The following is a 15167-nucleotide window of genomic DNA, read 5'->3' as shown; positions in this document are numbered from 1 at the left end:
CCGCGCCCCGCGCCCCGCGCCCCGCGCCCCGCGCCCCGCGCCCCGCGCCCCGCGCCCAAGATCCGAGCAACATCCCCGATGTTGCTGCCTCCGACACGCAGGAGACACCAACATCCCTGATATTGCGCGGATCTCGGCGACGAGTACCCGGCGCGGTCCCGTTGGCGGTGTCACGGGTCCTTTGGAGCTGATGTCGTAGACGAATCAGCGTCGCCACGGCAGCTGCGGAGCAATGTCGCAACGAAACCCGCAAGGCAACACGGTGCCGGCCACCGCAAGGCAACACGGTGCCGGCCACCGCAAGGCAACACGGTGCCGGCCACCGCAAGGCAACACGGTGCCGGCCACCGCGGGGCGACGCGGTAGCGGCAGGCCTGTGCCAGTGCGGTCAGTGGCACCGGCGGGACAGCGCACGGCCGAGCCCAGGTCATGACTCGTTTACGACATCAGCTCGATAGCGCGCCGCACCCCTACGTCCGACCCCTGCTCCCGGCCGAAACCGGGCCGGCACCTTGCGGAAGAAGGCCCGACGGCGGCGACCCCTCGAGGGCCGAGGGCTCAGCCGCCGGAGTCGTCCATCTCGGCACCCTCGGGGACCGTGTCGTCGTCGCGGCTGGCCAGCCAGCCGTCTGGCAGGAAGACCTTGCCCGGTGAGTTGGTACGACCGCGCGGCTGCCCGAGGGCGGTCACCGGGAACGGCTCCGCCGGGTCGAGCTTGCCGAGCAGGTCGTCGAGCTGGGCCAGGCTTTCGATCATCGCCAGCGAGCGGCGCAGTTCGCCGCCGACCGGGAAGCCCTTGAGGTACCAGGCGACATGCTTGCGGAAGTCGGTGCAGCCGTCCCGTTCACCTCGGGCCGGGTTGCGGGCGCCGGCCGTGAACTGGTCGACCAGCAGTTCGGCGTGCCGACGCATGGTCAACGCCACCTCGCCGAGGGTGGGCAGCCGCCGCTCCGGCCGACCATTGAAGGCGGCCTCCAGGTCGGCGAAGAGCCACGGTCGGCCCAGGCAACCGCGCCCGACGACCACGCCGTCGACGCCGGTGTGGGCCACCATGCGCAGCGCGTCGTCGGCCTCCCAGATGTCGCCGTTGCCGAGCACCGGCACGTCGAGGGCCTGCTTCAGGGTGGCGATCGCGTCCCAGTCGGCGGTGCCCGAGTAGCGCTGCGCCGCCGTCCGCCCGTGCAGGGCCACCGCGGCCACGCCGGCCTCCTGGGCGGCGAGCCCGGCTTCGACGTACGTCAGGTGGTCGTCGTCGATGCCCTTGCGCATCTTGACCGTGACCGGCACCCCGGCCGGCGACGCGGCAGCGACCGCGGCCTTCACCAGCCGGCCGAAGAGCCGGCGCCGCCACGGGAGCGCCGCGCCGCCGCCACGCCGGGTGACCTTGGGTACGGGGCAGCCGAAGTTGAGGTCGATGTGATCGGCCAGGTTGCGCTCGACGACGATCCGCACGGCGGCGGCGGTGATCTCCGGATCGGTGCCGTAGAGCTGGAGGCTGCGGGGCTTCTCGTCGTCGCCGAACGCGATCATGCGCAGCGTCTTCGGGTTGCGCTCGACCAGCGCCCGAGTGGTGATCATCTCGCAGACGTAGATGCCGCCGCCCTGCTCGCGACAGAGCCGCCGGAACCCGACGTTGGTGATCCCGGCCATCGGTGCGAGCACGACCGGCGGCCACACCTGGTGCTGGCCGAGCGTCAGCGGGCGCAGCGCGGGCACGGTCGAGGCAGTCACCGGACAAGTGTACGGGGCCCCGACCGGCGCTCATCGCGTCGGCCGAGGCCCCGTGCGCAGAGTCTCAGCAGCCGGGGAGACGCTCGATCAGGTAGCGCTCGACCTGGTCCAGGGAGACGCGCTCCTGGGCCATGGTGTCCCGGTTGCGCACCGTCACGGCGTTGTCGTCCAGGGTGTCGAAGTCGACAGTCACGCAGAACGGCGTGCCGATCTCGTCCTGGCGACGGTAGCGACGACCGATCGCCTGCGAGTCGTCGAACTCCACCACCCAGCGCTTGCGCAGCAGCGTTGCCAGGTCCTTGGCCTTGGGCGACAGCGCCTCGTTGCGGGACAGCGGCAGCACCGCCACCTTGACCGGGGCGAGCCGCGGGTCAAAGCGCATCACGGTGCGCTTGTCCACGCCGCCCTTGGTGTTCGGCGCCTCGTCCTCGTCGTACGCCTCCAGCAGGAAGGCGAGCACCGCGCGGGTCAGACCCGCGGCCGGCTCGATGACGTACGGCATCCAGCGCTCACCCTTGCTCTGGTCGAAGTACGACAGGTCGACGCCGGAGTGCTTGCTGTGCGTGGAGAGGTCGAAGTCGGTGCGGTTGGCGACCCCCTCCAGCTCGGCGAACTCGGTGCCGCCGAACTGGAAGCGGTACTCAATATCCACCGTCCGCTTCGAGTAGTGCGACAGCTTCTCCTTGGGGTGCTCGTAGAGGCGCAGGTTGTCCGCGGAGAGACCCAGGTCGAGGTACCAGTTCCAGCGCTCCTGGAGCCAGTACTCGTGCCACTGCTCGTCGGTGCCCGGCTCGACGAAGAACTCCATCTCCATCTGCTCGAACTCGCGGGTCCGGAAGATGAAGTTGCCCGGGGTGATCTCGTTGCGGAACGACTTGCCGGTCTGCGCGATGCCGAACGGCGGCTTCTTGCGGGCGACCGTCTCCACGTTCTTGTAGTTGACGAAGATGCCCTGGGCGGTCTCCGGGCGCAGGTAGTGCAGGCCCTCGTCGCTTTCCACCGGGCCGAGGTACGTCTTCATCAGGCCGTTGAACATCTTCGGCTCGGTGAAGGTGCCCTTGTTGCCGCAGTTCGGGCAGCTGATCTCGGCCAGCGAGGTCGGCGGACGGCCGTGCTTGGCCTCGAACGCCTCCTCCAAGTGGTCGGCCCGGAAGCGCTTGTGACAGAACTGGCACTCGGTGAGCGGGTCGACGAACTCGGCGATGTGGCCGGAGGCCTCCCACACCTTGCGGGCCAGGATCACCGCGGAGTCGAGGCCGACGACGTCGTCGCGCTGCTGGACCATGGTCTTCCACCACTGCCGGCGGACGTTTTCCTTGAGCTCCACGCCGAGCGGACCATAGTCCCACGCCGATCGGGTGCCCCCGTAGATTTCGCTGGAGGGGAAGACGAAGCCTCGGCGCTTGGCGAGGCTGACGACGGCGTCGATACGGTCGGCTGGCATGTTTCCTCCTACGCCGGCTGGCGGTCGGCGGGGGCGAGAGTGGATGGAACGGTCGGTTCGGGACAACGGTACGACCACCGTCCCCCCGAGCCCACCAGAATACCGGGGGCGGGTCAGCTGACCTCGCAGACCTCCACGCCGCCGGTCTGCCCGTCCTGGCCGAGGCTGACCTGTTGGCGCTCCCGGTCGCCGCCGTCGAGGGTCACGTCGACCGGCACGGTCAGGTAGGTGGTGTCCACCTCACCCACCCGGAACGCGGTCACCTGTGGTTCGGCGGCGACCCGCCGCTCGAACTCCGGCCGGGACTCACGTCGCTGCGCGTCGTCGCAGAGCTGGTCGTACGCCCGTCGGTAGTTCCGCTCGACCAGCGCCTGGTAGTAGTCGCCCGTCACGGTGCGGCCCTGTTCCCGGACCGCCTGGACTCCGCTGACGGCCAGGCCGACGACGGCGGCGCCACCCCCGCCGCAGCAGAGCACCACGGCGAGCGCGCCGACGCCGAGGCCGATCCAGAGCCGAGTCCGGCGGCCCTCGGTGGGCGGCGCGGCGAACGGCGGAGCCACGCCGGGACCGGGTGGCGGGGCGGGTGCGGTCATAGGAGCAGCGTAGTGTCCGGCGGCTCAGCGGTAAGGACCCGCGGCCCGATCACTCTCGGCGACGACCACGGCCCCGCCGGGTGCGGCGGTGGCCAGCGCCTCGTAGGCGGAGGGTTCGTCGACGGACTCGGCGAGCAGCGGCACGGCGCTGACCTTGACTTCGAAGGCGCCGAGCGCCCGCCGGTACGTGCCGACCGACTCCCATTCGGTGACAAGTGACCAGTGACGGGGGTCGTCCAGCGCCCGGACCAGTTGGCCGCGCAGGTAGCCGGGCCGGGCGGCCAGCGCGGTGAGGGCGGCGTGCGCCCGTTCGGTGAAGTCGTCGGCGGTGTCGACGTCGACCACGAACCGGTTGGTCACCAGCACCGGGGGTTCCTCCTCGTAGAGTCTGTGGGATGCAGCGTACGCAGCGCCCTCTGCTCGCCCGGTTGGCCGGGGCGAACCCGACGTCGGTGTTCCTGCTCACCCTGGTGGTGGTGCTGGTGGCGTTCTTCACGCCCGGGGTGATCGGCGGGCTGTTGACGCTGGCCCTCGCCGCCGCCCTGATCGCCCTGTTGGCGACCACGTGGCCGGTCCAGGCGCCGCAGACCCGGCTGATCCGGCTGCTGATGCTGACCCTGCTGGTTACGGTGGGCCTCGCGAAGCTGCTCTGACATGCAAGCATGCGTTTTTGACAATCATTCTCGTTACCACGGACAGTTGGGTACATGACCAACCGCACCACGTCCCGCGCCCTGGCCGCCGCGACCGCCCTCCTCGCCCTGGGCGCCGGGGCCGGCTGCTCCACCGGGGGTGCCGCCGGCGCCGACCCCCAGCGAGTCGACGTGGTGGCCGCGTTCTACCCCCTCCAGTTCCTGGCCGAGCGGATCGGCGGCGACGCCGTCCGGGTCACCAACCTGGCCAAGCCCGGCGCCGAACCGCACGACCTGGAACTCAACCCTCGCCAGGTCGGTGAGGTCAGCGACGCGGAGCTGATCGTCTACCTCAAGGGGTTCCAGCCGGCGGTGGACGACGCCGTGGCCCAGAACGGCGGCGACCGGGCGTTCGACGTGACAAGCGTGCAGCCGCTGTTGGACGCGTCCGCCGGCGGGCACGACCACGAGGGCGAGAAGGGGCACGCCGAGGAGAGCGGCGGCAAGGACCCGCACGTCTGGCTCGACCCGACCCGGCTGGCCGGCATCGGCGACCAGCTCGCCCAGCGGCTCGGCACTGCCGACCCGGACCACGCCGCCGACTACACCGCCCGGGCGGCGGCCCTGCGCGCCGACCTGACGACCCTGGACGGCGAGTTCAAGACCGGTCTGGCGACCTGCCAGCGGCGGGAGATCGTGACCAGCCACGCCGCGTTCGGCTACCTCGCCGACCGGTACCAGCTCGACCAGGTCGGCATCACCGGGCTGAGCCCGGACGTCGAGCCCTCGCCGCAGCGCCTCGCGCACGTGATCGAGGAGGCCAAGGAGCACCAGGCCACCACGATCTTCTTCGAGACCCTGGTCAGCCCGAAGGTCGCCGAGACCATCGCCGGTCAGGTCGGCGCGAAGACCGCCGTGCTCGACCCGATCGAAGGGCTCGCCGCCGACACCAACGGGGACTACCTTTCGGTCATGCGCACCAACCTGCGGACCCTGCAGACGGCCTTGAGCTGCTCGTGACCTCACCTGTCATCACCATCGAGCACGGGGTGGTCGGCTACGACGGCCGCCCGGTGCTCCGGGACATCTCGCTCACCGTGACCGCCGGCGAGGTGGTCGCGATCCTCGGCGCCAACGGCTCCGGCAAGTCCACCCTGATCCGCGCCGTGCTCGGGCTGGTGCCGATCAGCGCCGGCTCGGTCACCCTCTTCGACCGGCCGTTGCGCCGGTTCCGACAGTGGGCACGCATCGGGTACGTCCCGCAGCGCCTGGGCGCCGGCGGCGGCGTGCCGGCGACCGTCCGCGAGGTGGTGGCCTCCGGCCGGCTGGCCCGTCGGGGGGTTCTGCGTCCGCCGGGTCGAGCCGACCGGGCCGCCGTCAACGCCGCGCTGGGCGCGGTCGGGCTCGCCGACCGGGCCGGTGACCCGGTGTCCACGCTCTCCGGTGGCCAGCAGCAGCGCACCCTGATCGCCCGCGCCCTGGCCGGCCAGCCGGAGCTGCTGGTGCTCGACGAGCCCACCGCCGGAGTGGACGCCGCCAGCCAGGAGGCGTTCGCCGGCGCGCTGCGCGACTTCGTCGCCGACGGCGGAACGGTGCTGCTGGTCGCCCACGAGCTGGGCCCGCTGCGACCGGTGATCAGCCGGGCTGTCGTCGTCCACGAGGGTCGCATCGCGCACGACGGCGCGGTTCCCGACCCGGCCGGCCATCACGCGGAGCCCGACCACGACCACGTGCACCCGCACTGCTACGACGAGCCCGCCGGGCTGTGGAGCAACTGACCCATGGAACTCTTCCAGTACCCCTACATGCAGCGCGCCCTGATCGGCGCGCTGGTGATCGGCCTGGCCGCTCCGGCGCTCGGCATCTACCTGGTGCAGCGCCGGCTGGCGTTGATCGGCGACGGGGTGGGGCACGTGGCGCTGACCGGCGTCGGGGCGGGGCTGCTGCTCAACCGCTCACCGGTGCTGGTCGCGGTGATCGCCGCCACCATCGGCGCGATCGCCATCGAGATCGTCCGGGCCCGCGGGCGTACCTCCGGTGACCTCGCCCTGGCCCTGCTCTTCTACGGCGGCATCGCCGGCGGCGTACTCCTGGTTGGTCTCTCCGACGCGACAAGCGCGAACCTCAACGCCTACCTGTTCGGGTCGCTGACCACCATCTCGCCGGCCGACCTGACCACCATCGCGGTGCTCGGCGCGGCGATCCTGGTCACGATGATCGCGTTGCGGCCGGCGCTCTTCGCGGTCAGTCACGACGAGGAGTACGCCCGGGTCTCCGGCCTCCCGGTCCGCACGCTGAACCTGCTGATCGCGGTCGCCACCGCGGTCACCGTGACCATTGCCATGCGGGCCGTCGGAGTGCTGCTGATCAGCGCGTTGATGGTGGTACCGGTCGCCACCGCCCAGCAGGTCACCCGGGGCTTCCGCAGCACGATGGCCGCCGCGATGGCGCTCGGGCTCTTCGCCGCCGGCTCGGGTGTCTGGGTGGCGGCCACGGCGGACACCGCGCCGGGCGCCTCGGTGGTGCTGGTGGCGATCGCCTCGTTCCTGGTGGTGGCCGTGGCCGGCGCGCTCTGGCGGGTGGTGCGCCGCCGGACCACGCCGACCGCCGCGCCGACCGCCGCGCCGACACCGGAACCGCACGAGGTCGTGCTGGGCTGATCCTGATCAGCGAGGTGTCGGTGGTATTGGTTACCGTTGCAGGATGACCAGCGCGACGGGCTACGACGGTTTCGACGGGGCCAGCGAGTTGCTCCGCGCCCTGTCCGCGCCCATTCGGCTGGCCATCGTCAGTGAGCTGGCCGGCGGCGAGCGGTGCGTGCACGAGTTGGTGGAGAAGCTCGGCGCCGCGCAACCACTCGTCTCGCAGCACCTACGGGTGTTGCGCGGAGCGGGCGTGGTGCGCGGCTCCCGCCGAGGCCGGGAGATCGCCTACAGCCTGGTCGACGAGCACGTCGCGCACATCGTGGCGGACGCGGTCAGCCACGCCGGGGAGGGATCATGAGCGAGGGCAGCGCCGCGGTGCGCAACACCCGGCAGCGGTCGGCGGTGAGCGCGCTGCTGGGCGAGATGGAGGGGTTCCACAGCGCGCAGGACCTGCACGCGATGCTGCGGCAGCGCGGCGAGCGGGTCGGTCTGACCACCGTCTACCGCACCCTGCAAGGGCTCGCCGACGCCGGTGAGATCGACGTGATGCGTCCGCCGGGCGGCGAGCACCTCTACCGCCGGTGCAGCGAGGGGCACCACCATCACCTGGTCTGCCGGGTGTGCGGGCGTACGGTCGAGGTGGCCGGCCCGGCCGTGGAAAGCTGGGCCGACCGGGTCGCCGCGCAGCACGGCTACGCCAACGTCAGCCACACCCTGGAGATCTTCGGCACCTGCCCGACCTGCCTCCGCTGACCCGCCTGGCCCCCGCCAGGGATCGACGGGTGCCCCGCGAAGGCCGTTCGTGGCACGCTGGCCGGCGTGAAAATCTATGCCGATCGGTTTCCGACCGCCGCCCGTCAGTTGCTCACCGACCTGCTCGTCGTCGCCTGGGTGTACGTGGCGATCCGCGGCGCGCTGTGGCTGCACGACCTGGTGCAGAAGCTCGCCGTACCGGGGCAGAAGCTGGAGGGTGCCGGCAGTGGCCTCGCCGACAACCTCGCCGACGCCGGCGGCAAGGTCCGCCGGGTGCCGCTGGTCGGCGACGAGCTGACCGCGCCCTTCCAGCGGGCCGCCGACGCCGCCCGGGGGCTCGCCGACGCCGGCCGCGACCAGCAGCACCTGGTCGACCAGTTGGCCCTCGCCCTCACCATCGCGGTGCTGATCTTCCCGCTCGGCATCGTGCTCTTCGGTTGGTTGCCGCTGCGGTTGCGCTGGATGCGCCGCGCCGGGTCGGCCGCGAAGCTGGCCGTCGGACCGGCCGGCCGGGACCTGCTCGCCCTACGCGCACTGGCCACCCAACCACTGGGCCAACTGACCCGGATCGCGCCGGACGTCGCCGAGGCGTGGCGGCGCGGCGACGACGCGACAGTCGACGCCCTGGCCGCCCTGGAGCTACGCCAACTCGGTCTACGCAGCCGGGCCCGCTGAGGTCCCGCAACTACAGGCAGCCCCACGCCCCCACCCGCCATGACCCCCGCGCCCCCGCGCCCCCGCGCCCCGCCATGATCAAGTGATGAAAAGTAGGTCTCCACGCGGCCTCCGACCTACTTTTCATCACTTGATCATGGAGACTGCGGCGTCGTCGCGGCGCCCGTGGACAACCTGACGCGCGCTGCGTCAACTCGGCCTGCGCGGCCGGGGCCGCTAAAGTCGTCGGGTGTTCTATTTCCTCGTCGTCATCGCCGTCCTGCTGCTCGGCTACGCCGCCGTCCTGGTGTCCTTCGTCCGCCGGGGCAAGAAGATCCCACCGGCGGCGTACCTGGCCCTGGCTGGGCTCAACGGTCTGATCCTGGCGGGAGTGCTGGCCTGGGCCGTCTCCCGCTGACCGCCGCGCCTGCCGCGCCCGCGCAGCCCGCCGCGCCCGCCCCGCCCGCCCTGCCAAAATCGCGCTCGAACAGGGAAGTAGTGGCCTCGGGGCGCTGGGACGCCACTGCTTCCAGGACCGAGCACGATCTTGGGGCGGGGCACACGCTTGGGGCGGGGCGCACGCGGCAGGTGGGTCCAGCAGGGGTTACGGCTTCGGGGGGATGCGGCGGCGGACGTCCTCGGCGGTGGACGGGCCGGGCGACCAGCGCGCCACCCAGGGCAGCTCGTCGGACGGGGTGAGCACGCCCTCCTCCAGGCTCGCGTAGCGGCCGGCGAGGATGCGCTTCGCGGCGGCGTTGTCGACCGAGTCGGTGTTGTCCCACAGTGCGGCGAACAGGGCGTCCACCCGCACCCGCGCCTGCCGGCAGAACAGGTCGGCCAGCTCGACGTTCTCCGGGCGGCTGTCCCGTTCGGCGGTGGCCCGGACGCAGACCGCGGACATCGCGAACAGCTCGGCGCCGATGTCCACCACCCGGCCGAGGAACGCCTGCTTACGCTCCATTTTCCCTTGCCAACGGGACATCGCGTAGAACGTCGACCGGGCCAGCTTGCGCGACGAACGTTCCACCTGGCGCAGGTGCGCGGCGAGTGGCCCGAACTCGGCGTACGCCGAAGGGCTCTGCCCCCGGCCCACCGCGAGGGTGGGTAGCCACTTCGCGTAGAAGGCGCCCGCTCGCGCGCCGGCTCGGGCCTTGCGGCCCAGCCCCGCGTCCGGGTCGATGATGTCGCCGGCCACCGACAGGTGGGCGTCGACCGCCTCCCGTGCGATCAGCAGGTGCATGATCTCGGTGGAGCCCTCGAAGATCCGGTTGATCCGCAGGTCGCGCATCATCTGCTCGACGGCGGCCGGGCGTTCGCCGCGAGCGGCCAGTGACTCGGCCGTCTCGTAGCCGCGACCGCCCCGGATCTGGATCAGCTCGTCGGCGATCTTCCAGGCCATCTCGCTGGCGTACAGCTTGACCAGCGCCGCTTCGATCCGGATGTCGTTGCGGTCGTCGTCGGCGAGCAGGCAGCAGAGGTCGAGCATGGTCTCCATGCCATACGTGGTGGCGGCGATGAAGGAGAGCTTTTGCGCGACCGCCTCGTGCTCGCCCACCGGCCGACCCCACTGGACCCGGTCGGCGGCCCACCCTCGGGCCACGTTCAACGCCCATTTGCCGGCGCCCACGCACATGGCCGGCAGCGAGAGCCGGCCGGTGTTCAACGTGGTCAGCGCGATCTTGAGCCCCTTGCCCTCGCCGCCGATGACGTTCTCGGCGGGCACGAACACGTCGTGGAACCGGGTCAGGCTGTTCTCCAGGCCGCGCAGGCCGATGAACTCGTTGCGCCGCTCGACGGTGATGCCCGCGCTGTCGCCGTCCACCACGAACGCGGTGATTCCGCCCCGACGTCCCGCTGCGGCCGGCACCCGGGCCATCACCACCAGCAGGGTGGCCACGATGCCGTTGGTGGCCCAGAGCTTCACCCCGTTGAGTCGGTAACCCGTGCCGTCCTCGGTCGGCTCGGCGATGGTGGCCAGCCGGGCCGGGTCGGAGCCGACGTCCGGCTCGGTGAGCAGGAACGCGGACACCTCACCGGCGGCGAGCCGGGGCAGGAAGCGTTGCTTCTGCTCTGCGGTGCCGAACATCTTCAGTGGCTGCGGCACACCGATCGACTGGTGCGCCGAGAGCAGCGCGCCGATGGCCGGGCTGACCGAGCCGGCCAGCATGAGCGCCCGGCAGTAGTGCAGGTTGCTCAGCCCGAGCCCGCCGTACTTCCGGTCGATCTTCATGCCGAACGCGCCCAGGTCGGCGAGGCCGTGGAACACCGAGTCGGGTATGGACCCGTCCCGTTCGATGGCCGCGCCGTCCACCTCGGAGGTCAGGAAGGCGCGGAACCGGCCAAGGAACTCCTCCGCGCGGGCCACGTCGTCCGGGTCGGATCGGGGCCACGGGTCGATCAGGTCCAGCCGGAACCGGCCGAGGAACAACTCCTTGCCGAAGCTGGGCCGGTCCCAGGTGGACTCGCGGGCGGCCTCGGCGACCTGCCGGGCCTCCTTCTCGGTGACCTGCCCGGCTTCCGCGGGTAACGGCGCGGCGGTGCCCGCGGTGGTTTCGGAGTCGGGACCGTCCGGTGCCGGTCGGCCGTCCTGCGTCGTGGTCACGGCTGCCCCCTCGAAGCTCGATGCGGCTACCGCCACGCTACCCCCGGTTGTTACCCAGGGGTAGCGCTGCGTGCAGATCGACGCGGTCAGCGGCCAATGGTCGTGTCCGGGTCGTCGTCATCATCGTCGATGTCGTCGTCACCCCAGTTGCGCCGGGCGAACGGCAGGCCCACCCAGAACGTGAGGAACCAGAGCCCGGTCAGGGCACTGAGCAGGAAGGCGATCGGCCGGTCCAGCACGAAGTCGGTGATCAGCAGCACCGCGCTGACCATCGCGATCAGCATGAAGGCGAGGCCGCCGGTGGCCATCCGGTGGGCGAACCGCACCAGCTCCGGCTTGCGCCCCTGGCGGAACAACGCCCGGTGGAACGCCACCGGCGAGATGATCATCGCGGTGGCGGCGGCCGCCGCGAGCAACGCCACGATGTAGACGTCCCGCTGGAACTCGCTGGTCCGGGTGAACCCGTTGCTGAACGGCAGGGTGAGCAGGAAGGCGAAGAGGATCTGCACGCCGGTCTGGGCGACCCGCAACTCCTGCAGCAGGTCGGCGAAGTTGCGCTGCCAGCGCTGCTTCTCGGTCTCCTTGGACACGCGCTACCTCCGGTGAGACGCTACTGCCGGCGGTCCCGGCCGCCGGCAGCAACGCCAATGCCCCACCCGGCCGAGCGCGAAACAGGTTCACGACATCTGCCGTTCATCGTGGCGACGCACGTCGGCCACAAGCATCGGCCGAGCCGTCGCCGATAGCCTCAGGACCCGCGTCGGATCCGGCCCGCGTACCGGGCTTCCCACTCGTTGTTGTGCGCGTCGCCATCCGGGATGTTCGCCGACAGGTAGACCGGGGGCCGCTCCCCCGCTGCCAGCAACCGCGCCACCACCTCCACGGTCACCTGCTGGGCCAACAGCGCCGCGGTGATCGAGGAGACCGCGCCGACCGCGCCACCGTCGGGCAGGGGCAGCGTTGCGTCGCCGTACGGGGCGCCGTTGTCGAGCACCACGTCAGCGAGGTCACTCAGCTTGCGCCCGGACGGGTGCCGGGAGGTCATCCGGCCGGAGTGCCGCGCCGAGGTGATCGCCACCAGCCCGTGGCCGCGCTCCTTCACCAGCGTGGCGAACTCCACCATCGCGCCGTTGACCCCGGAGTTCGAGGCGAGCACGAAGACGTCGGTGGGGCGTACCGGGGCCAACTCGTAGAGGCGGTGCGCCACGGCCGGGTCCCGTTCCAGCAGCGGGCCGAGCCGTTCGGCCGGTTCACCGCCGAGCAGCACCAGGTCGCGTAGCGCGATCCGGTTGGTCGGCACCAGACCGCCGGCCCGTCCGGCGATCTCCATCGCGAGGGCCTCCGAGTGCCCGGTGCCGAACGCGTGCACCACGCCGTCGGCTCGGACGGCCTCGGCGATCAGGTCGGCGGCCCGCCCCACCGCCTCCCGCTGACTGGCGGCCACCCGGCCGATCGTCTCGGTCACCACGGCCAGGTAGTCCTCGGCACTCACCGTCATACGTCCTCCGTCGTTCGGTTGCGGGCCAACCAACGAGCCGCGAAGTCGACCGCCGCCCGCTGGCGCATCAACCTGCCGGTCCCGGTGCCGACCGGTCCGGTGCGTACCGCGCCGGTGGCCTCCAGGTCCCCGCCCAACGCGGCGAAGTCACCCGCGTCGAGTCGTACGTCCTGCCACCACACCCATTCCCGCCCACCGTCGGCGGTACGCACGGCGGCACCGAGCCGCTCCCGGGGCGAGCCGGGGCGGCGGTACTCGGCCAGGTGCAGCGAGGTGCTCACCGAGTGGTCCACGCCGAGCAGCAACACGTCCGCGTCGAGGTCGTAGAGCCGGGCCAGCGGGGAGCCCTCACCGAGCATGTCCGCCAGGGTGTGCCCGGCCACCACCTGCTCGGCGGCCGGCCCGAGCGCGGCGAACGACACCTGCGGATGGGAGCTGCGCAGGGCACCGGGCCAGCCCCGGACCGTCTCGGCGAGCACACCCATGTACCGGCTCGGCGTGACCGCCGGGTCGAAGCCCGGCATCTCCGAGCGGATCAGCGGCCACCAGTCCGCCGGCACCGGCGGGTTGCGCCACTGCTCCGGGTCGCTGTTGTCGGGTGTGTGGGTGGGCACGACGATCGTGCCGTCCGGGCCGAGCACGTCGCGCAGGGCGAGCACCACCGCCTGTGGCCCGCCGCTGACGAAGCCCAGCGGACGCAGCCCGGCGTGCACCAGCAGCGTCGCACCGGGGCGTACGCCCAGGACCCGCAGCTGCGCGGCGATCGAGCGCCGCGATCCGGGCCGGTTGGCGTCCACCGCCACTCAGGCCGTTCCGCCGGTCCGGGCCAGGATCGCCTCGGCGAGCGGGGCCGGCGCCGCGTCCGGGATCCAGTGACTCACCCCGGGTAGCTGCACAAAGCGGTAGTCCCCGGTGACGTTCGCCGCGCACGCCTCGGCGGCGGTCCGGCCGATCGCGACGTCCCGGTCACTCCAGACGTACGTGGTGGGCACCGCGACCGGGCCGACGCCGGCCAGGTCGGCACGGGACATCGCCCGGTACCAGTTCAGCGCGGCCGTGAGCGCCCCCGGCTCGCGCATCGGGTCGGCGTACCTGTTCACCCGGGTCGGGTCGCCCACCCCGCCGAGCAGCTTGCGGAGCGCGGTGGCGTGCCACGCCAGCAGCACCTTCTCCGCCTTGTCAGGCTTGCGGAACAGCGCGATGTACGACGAGCGGGCCTTCTGTTGGCTGTCGGTGGCCAGGGCGTGCGCCATGGCCGCCGGATGCGGTACGGACACCGCGGTCAGCGTGTGGACCCGCCCGGGGTGGCCGGCGGCGACCGCCCAGGCCACGACCGCGCCCCAGTCGTGGCCGACCAGGTGGACGGCGTCCAGCCCGAGCGCGTCGAGCACCGCCACCACGTCGGCGACGAGCTCGGGGATCCGGTAGTCGGCCGTCGCCGTGGGCCGGGCGCCGGGCGAGTAACCGCGCTGGTCCAGCGCGTACGTGCGCAGCCCACCCGTGTGCAGCGTCGGCACCACGTCGTCCCACTCGCCGCTGTGCTGGGGGAAACCGTGCAGCAGCAGGACGGGTACGCCGTCCGTCGGACCGCCGACGGTCACCTCGAACGTGAAGCCTCGCGCGTCAACCCGCATGATCGGAAGCGTACCCAGACCGGCGGTGGGCCGGTTGCTCCCGCAGGTCACGCGGATGCCCTGCTGGGCCCGCGACCCTGGTCGGTGTTAGCGTCAGCGAGACAACTTCATATCCGACAGGGGAGCGCACAGCGCTGAGAGTGCGGGCACGCCCGCAGACCCTCGAACCTGATCTGGGTAATGCCAGCGCAGGGAGTTCGGTCGACCTCCAGCCGCGCCGCAGTCCGGTGCCACCGGGCGCGGCGTGCGTCTTCTCCTGGTTCTCTTCACTTGAACTGGGAGCAAACATGAAATCCACCACCGACACCAACCGTTGGCGCACCATCGACATCGTGGTCGCCTCGGTGATCGCGGTCGCCTTCGGCGTCATCTTCTGGGCCTGGGGCCTGGTCTGGAGCGCCACCGAGGGCGCGTTCGCCTTCTTCCCGCCGGCGCAGACGCTGCTCTACGGCGTCTGGCTGATGCCCGCCGTCATCGGCGGCCTGGTCATCCGCAAGCCCGGCGCCGCGCTCTACTGCGAGACCGTGGCCGCGGTCCTCTCCGCGCTGCTGGGCAGCCAGTGGGCCGGCACGGTGATCCCGCAGGGCATCGTGCAGGGCATCGGCGCCGAGCTGGCCTTCGCCGCCTTCCGGTACCGGTCGTTCCGGCTGCCGACCGCGGTGTTCGCCGGCGCGCTGACCGGCCTCAGCGCCGCGCTGTTCGACTTCTTCGTCTGGAACGTAGAGACCGAACTGGTCAACTACCGCATCCCGTACGCGCTGCTCACCATCGTCAGCGCCACCGTGGTCGCCGGCGTGGGCGGCTGGCTGCTGACGAACGCCCTGGCCAACACCGGCGTCCTGGACCGTTTCCCAGCAGGCCGAGACCGGGCCCTGATCTGACCCCCAGGTCGATGACGTTGATCAAGAGGTTTGCGTCAACGGAAGGCGATTTACAGTCGCCAACCTCATTATAAAAGGGGTTTGGGGGGGCGGCGCGGGC

18 protein-coding genes and 1 riboswitch are annotated in these 15167 nt (G+C 71.6%); of the genes, 9 read left to right on the top strand and 9 right to left on the bottom strand.

The annotated features are described in order from the left end of the window. Positions 1 to 558 precede the first annotated feature (558 nt). The 4 genes from dusB to ABZU52_RS28465 all read right to left on the bottom strand — a co-directional run bounded on the left by dusB (position 559) and on the right by ABZU52_RS28465 (position 4134). Positions 559 to 1731, bottom strand: coding sequence for a tRNA dihydrouridine synthase DusB (gene dusB / locus ABZU52_RS28480; protein ID WP_354974045.1), 1173 nt, complete (start codon positions 1729 to 1731; stop codon positions 559 to 561). A gap of 64 nt (positions 1732 to 1795) precedes the next feature. Further along, positions 1796 to 3175, bottom strand: a complete 1380-nt coding sequence (locus ABZU52_RS28475) for a glycine--tRNA ligase (protein ID WP_354974044.1) — start codon at positions 3173 to 3175, stop codon at positions 1796 to 1798. Positions 3176 to 3288: 113 nt separating this feature from the next. After that, the gene (locus tag ABZU52_RS28470) at positions 3289 to 3768 is read right to left on the bottom strand and encodes a hypothetical protein (protein ID WP_354974043.1); all 480 of its coding nucleotides are present in this window, start codon (positions 3766 to 3768) and stop codon (positions 3289 to 3291) included. Between the two features lie 24 nt (positions 3769 to 3792). After that, positions 3793 to 4134: an antibiotic biosynthesis monooxygenase gene (locus ABZU52_RS28465; RefSeq protein ID WP_124778180.1), complete on the bottom strand. Its 342-nt coding sequence runs from the start codon at positions 4132 to 4134 to the stop codon at positions 3793 to 3795. 29 nt (positions 4135 to 4163) lie between these two features. Between ABZU52_RS28465 and ABZU52_RS28460 the strand changes: the two genes are divergently transcribed. The 8 genes from ABZU52_RS28460 to ABZU52_RS28425 all read left to right on the top strand — a co-directional run bounded on the left by ABZU52_RS28460 (position 4164) and on the right by ABZU52_RS28425 (position 8870). Continuing rightward, on the top strand, positions 4164 to 4421 hold the full coding sequence (locus tag ABZU52_RS28460) for a hypothetical protein (RefSeq protein WP_354974042.1): 258 nt from the start codon (positions 4164 to 4166) through the stop codon (positions 4419 to 4421). Between the two features lie 54 nt (positions 4422 to 4475). After that, positions 4476 to 5420, top strand: coding sequence for a metal ABC transporter substrate-binding protein (locus ABZU52_RS28455; RefSeq protein WP_354974041.1), 945 nt, complete (start codon positions 4476 to 4478; stop codon positions 5418 to 5420). Beyond that, entirely contained in the window at positions 5417 to 6178 is a 762-nt protein-coding gene (locus ABZU52_RS28450; protein ID WP_354974040.1) for an ABC transporter ATP-binding protein, read from the top strand. Before ABZU52_RS28455 ends, ABZU52_RS28450 begins: the two co-directional genes overlap by 4 nt. 3 nt (positions 6179 to 6181) lie before the next feature. After that, a complete protein-coding gene (locus ABZU52_RS28445) occupies positions 6182 to 7060 on the top strand; it encodes a metal ABC transporter permease (RefSeq protein WP_354974039.1) in 879 nt (292 codons plus the stop codon). Between the two features lie 43 nt (positions 7061 to 7103). Continuing rightward, on the top strand, positions 7104 to 7403 hold the full coding sequence (locus ABZU52_RS28440) for a metalloregulator ArsR/SmtB family transcription factor (RefSeq protein ID WP_030338189.1): 300 nt from the start codon (positions 7104 to 7106) through the stop codon (positions 7401 to 7403). Then, positions 7400 to 7798, top strand: coding sequence for a transcriptional repressor (locus ABZU52_RS28435; protein WP_354974038.1), 399 nt, complete (start codon positions 7400 to 7402; stop codon positions 7796 to 7798). The genes ABZU52_RS28440 and ABZU52_RS28435 overlap by 4 nt, the downstream gene beginning before the upstream one ends. A 66-nt stretch (positions 7799 to 7864) precedes the next feature. Next, the gene (locus ABZU52_RS28430; protein ID WP_354974037.1) at positions 7865 to 8473 is read left to right on the top strand and encodes a hypothetical protein; all 609 of its coding nucleotides are present in this window, start codon (positions 7865 to 7867) and stop codon (positions 8471 to 8473) included. Between the two features lie 229 nt (positions 8474 to 8702). Next, complete coding sequence (locus ABZU52_RS28425) at positions 8703 to 8870, top strand: hypothetical protein (protein WP_167337361.1); 168 nt, start codon at positions 8703 to 8705, stop codon at positions 8868 to 8870. A 186-nt stretch (positions 8871 to 9056) separates the two neighbouring features. Here the strand turns inward: ABZU52_RS28425 and ABZU52_RS28420 are convergent, their stop codons facing one another. The 5 genes from ABZU52_RS28420 to ABZU52_RS28400 all read right to left on the bottom strand — a co-directional run bounded on the left by ABZU52_RS28420 (position 9057) and on the right by ABZU52_RS28400 (position 14186). Continuing rightward, a complete protein-coding gene (locus ABZU52_RS28420; RefSeq protein ID WP_354974036.1) occupies positions 9057 to 11054 on the bottom strand; it encodes an acyl-CoA dehydrogenase family protein in 1998 nt (665 codons plus the stop codon). 86 nt (positions 11055 to 11140) lie between these two features. Next, positions 11141 to 11644, bottom strand: coding sequence for a DUF6328 family protein (locus tag ABZU52_RS28415; RefSeq protein WP_354974035.1), 504 nt, complete (start codon positions 11642 to 11644; stop codon positions 11141 to 11143). A gap of 158 nt (positions 11645 to 11802) precedes the next feature. Then, positions 11803 to 12552 (bottom strand): SIS domain-containing protein, encoded by a 750-nt coding sequence (locus tag ABZU52_RS28410; protein WP_354974034.1) that lies wholly within the window; start codon positions 12550 to 12552, stop codon positions 11803 to 11805. Further along, positions 12549 to 13349: an AAC(3) family N-acetyltransferase gene (locus tag ABZU52_RS28405; protein WP_354974033.1), complete on the bottom strand. Its 801-nt coding sequence runs from the start codon at positions 13347 to 13349 to the stop codon at positions 12549 to 12551. The genes ABZU52_RS28410 and ABZU52_RS28405 overlap by 4 nt, the downstream gene beginning before the upstream one ends. A gap of 6 nt (positions 13350 to 13355) precedes the next feature. Next, a complete protein-coding gene (locus ABZU52_RS28400; protein WP_354974032.1) occupies positions 13356 to 14186 on the bottom strand; it encodes an alpha/beta fold hydrolase in 831 nt (276 codons plus the stop codon). A gap of 108 nt (positions 14187 to 14294) precedes the next feature. Further along, positions 14295 to 14399: riboswitch (TPP riboswitch) on the top strand. A 74-nt stretch (positions 14400 to 14473) separates the two neighbouring features. On the opposite strand from ABZU52_RS28400, the gene ABZU52_RS28395 reads away from it, so the two are divergent. Continuing rightward, positions 14474 to 15067 carry an ECF transporter S component gene (locus tag ABZU52_RS28395; protein WP_354974031.1) on the top strand — a complete coding sequence of 198 codons (594 nt, stop codon included), beginning with the start codon at positions 14474 to 14476 and terminating at the stop codon, positions 15065 to 15067. Positions 15068 to 15167 lie beyond the last annotated feature (100 nt).

The sequence above is a fragment of the Micromonospora sp. NPDC005220 genome, assembly GCF_040607895.1.
Taxonomy (GTDB): Bacteria; Actinomycetota; Actinomycetes; order Mycobacteriales; family Micromonosporaceae; genus Micromonospora.
The sequence above is the reverse complement of the archived record's forward strand: the minus strand, read 5'-3'. Positions and strand labels throughout refer to the sequence as shown.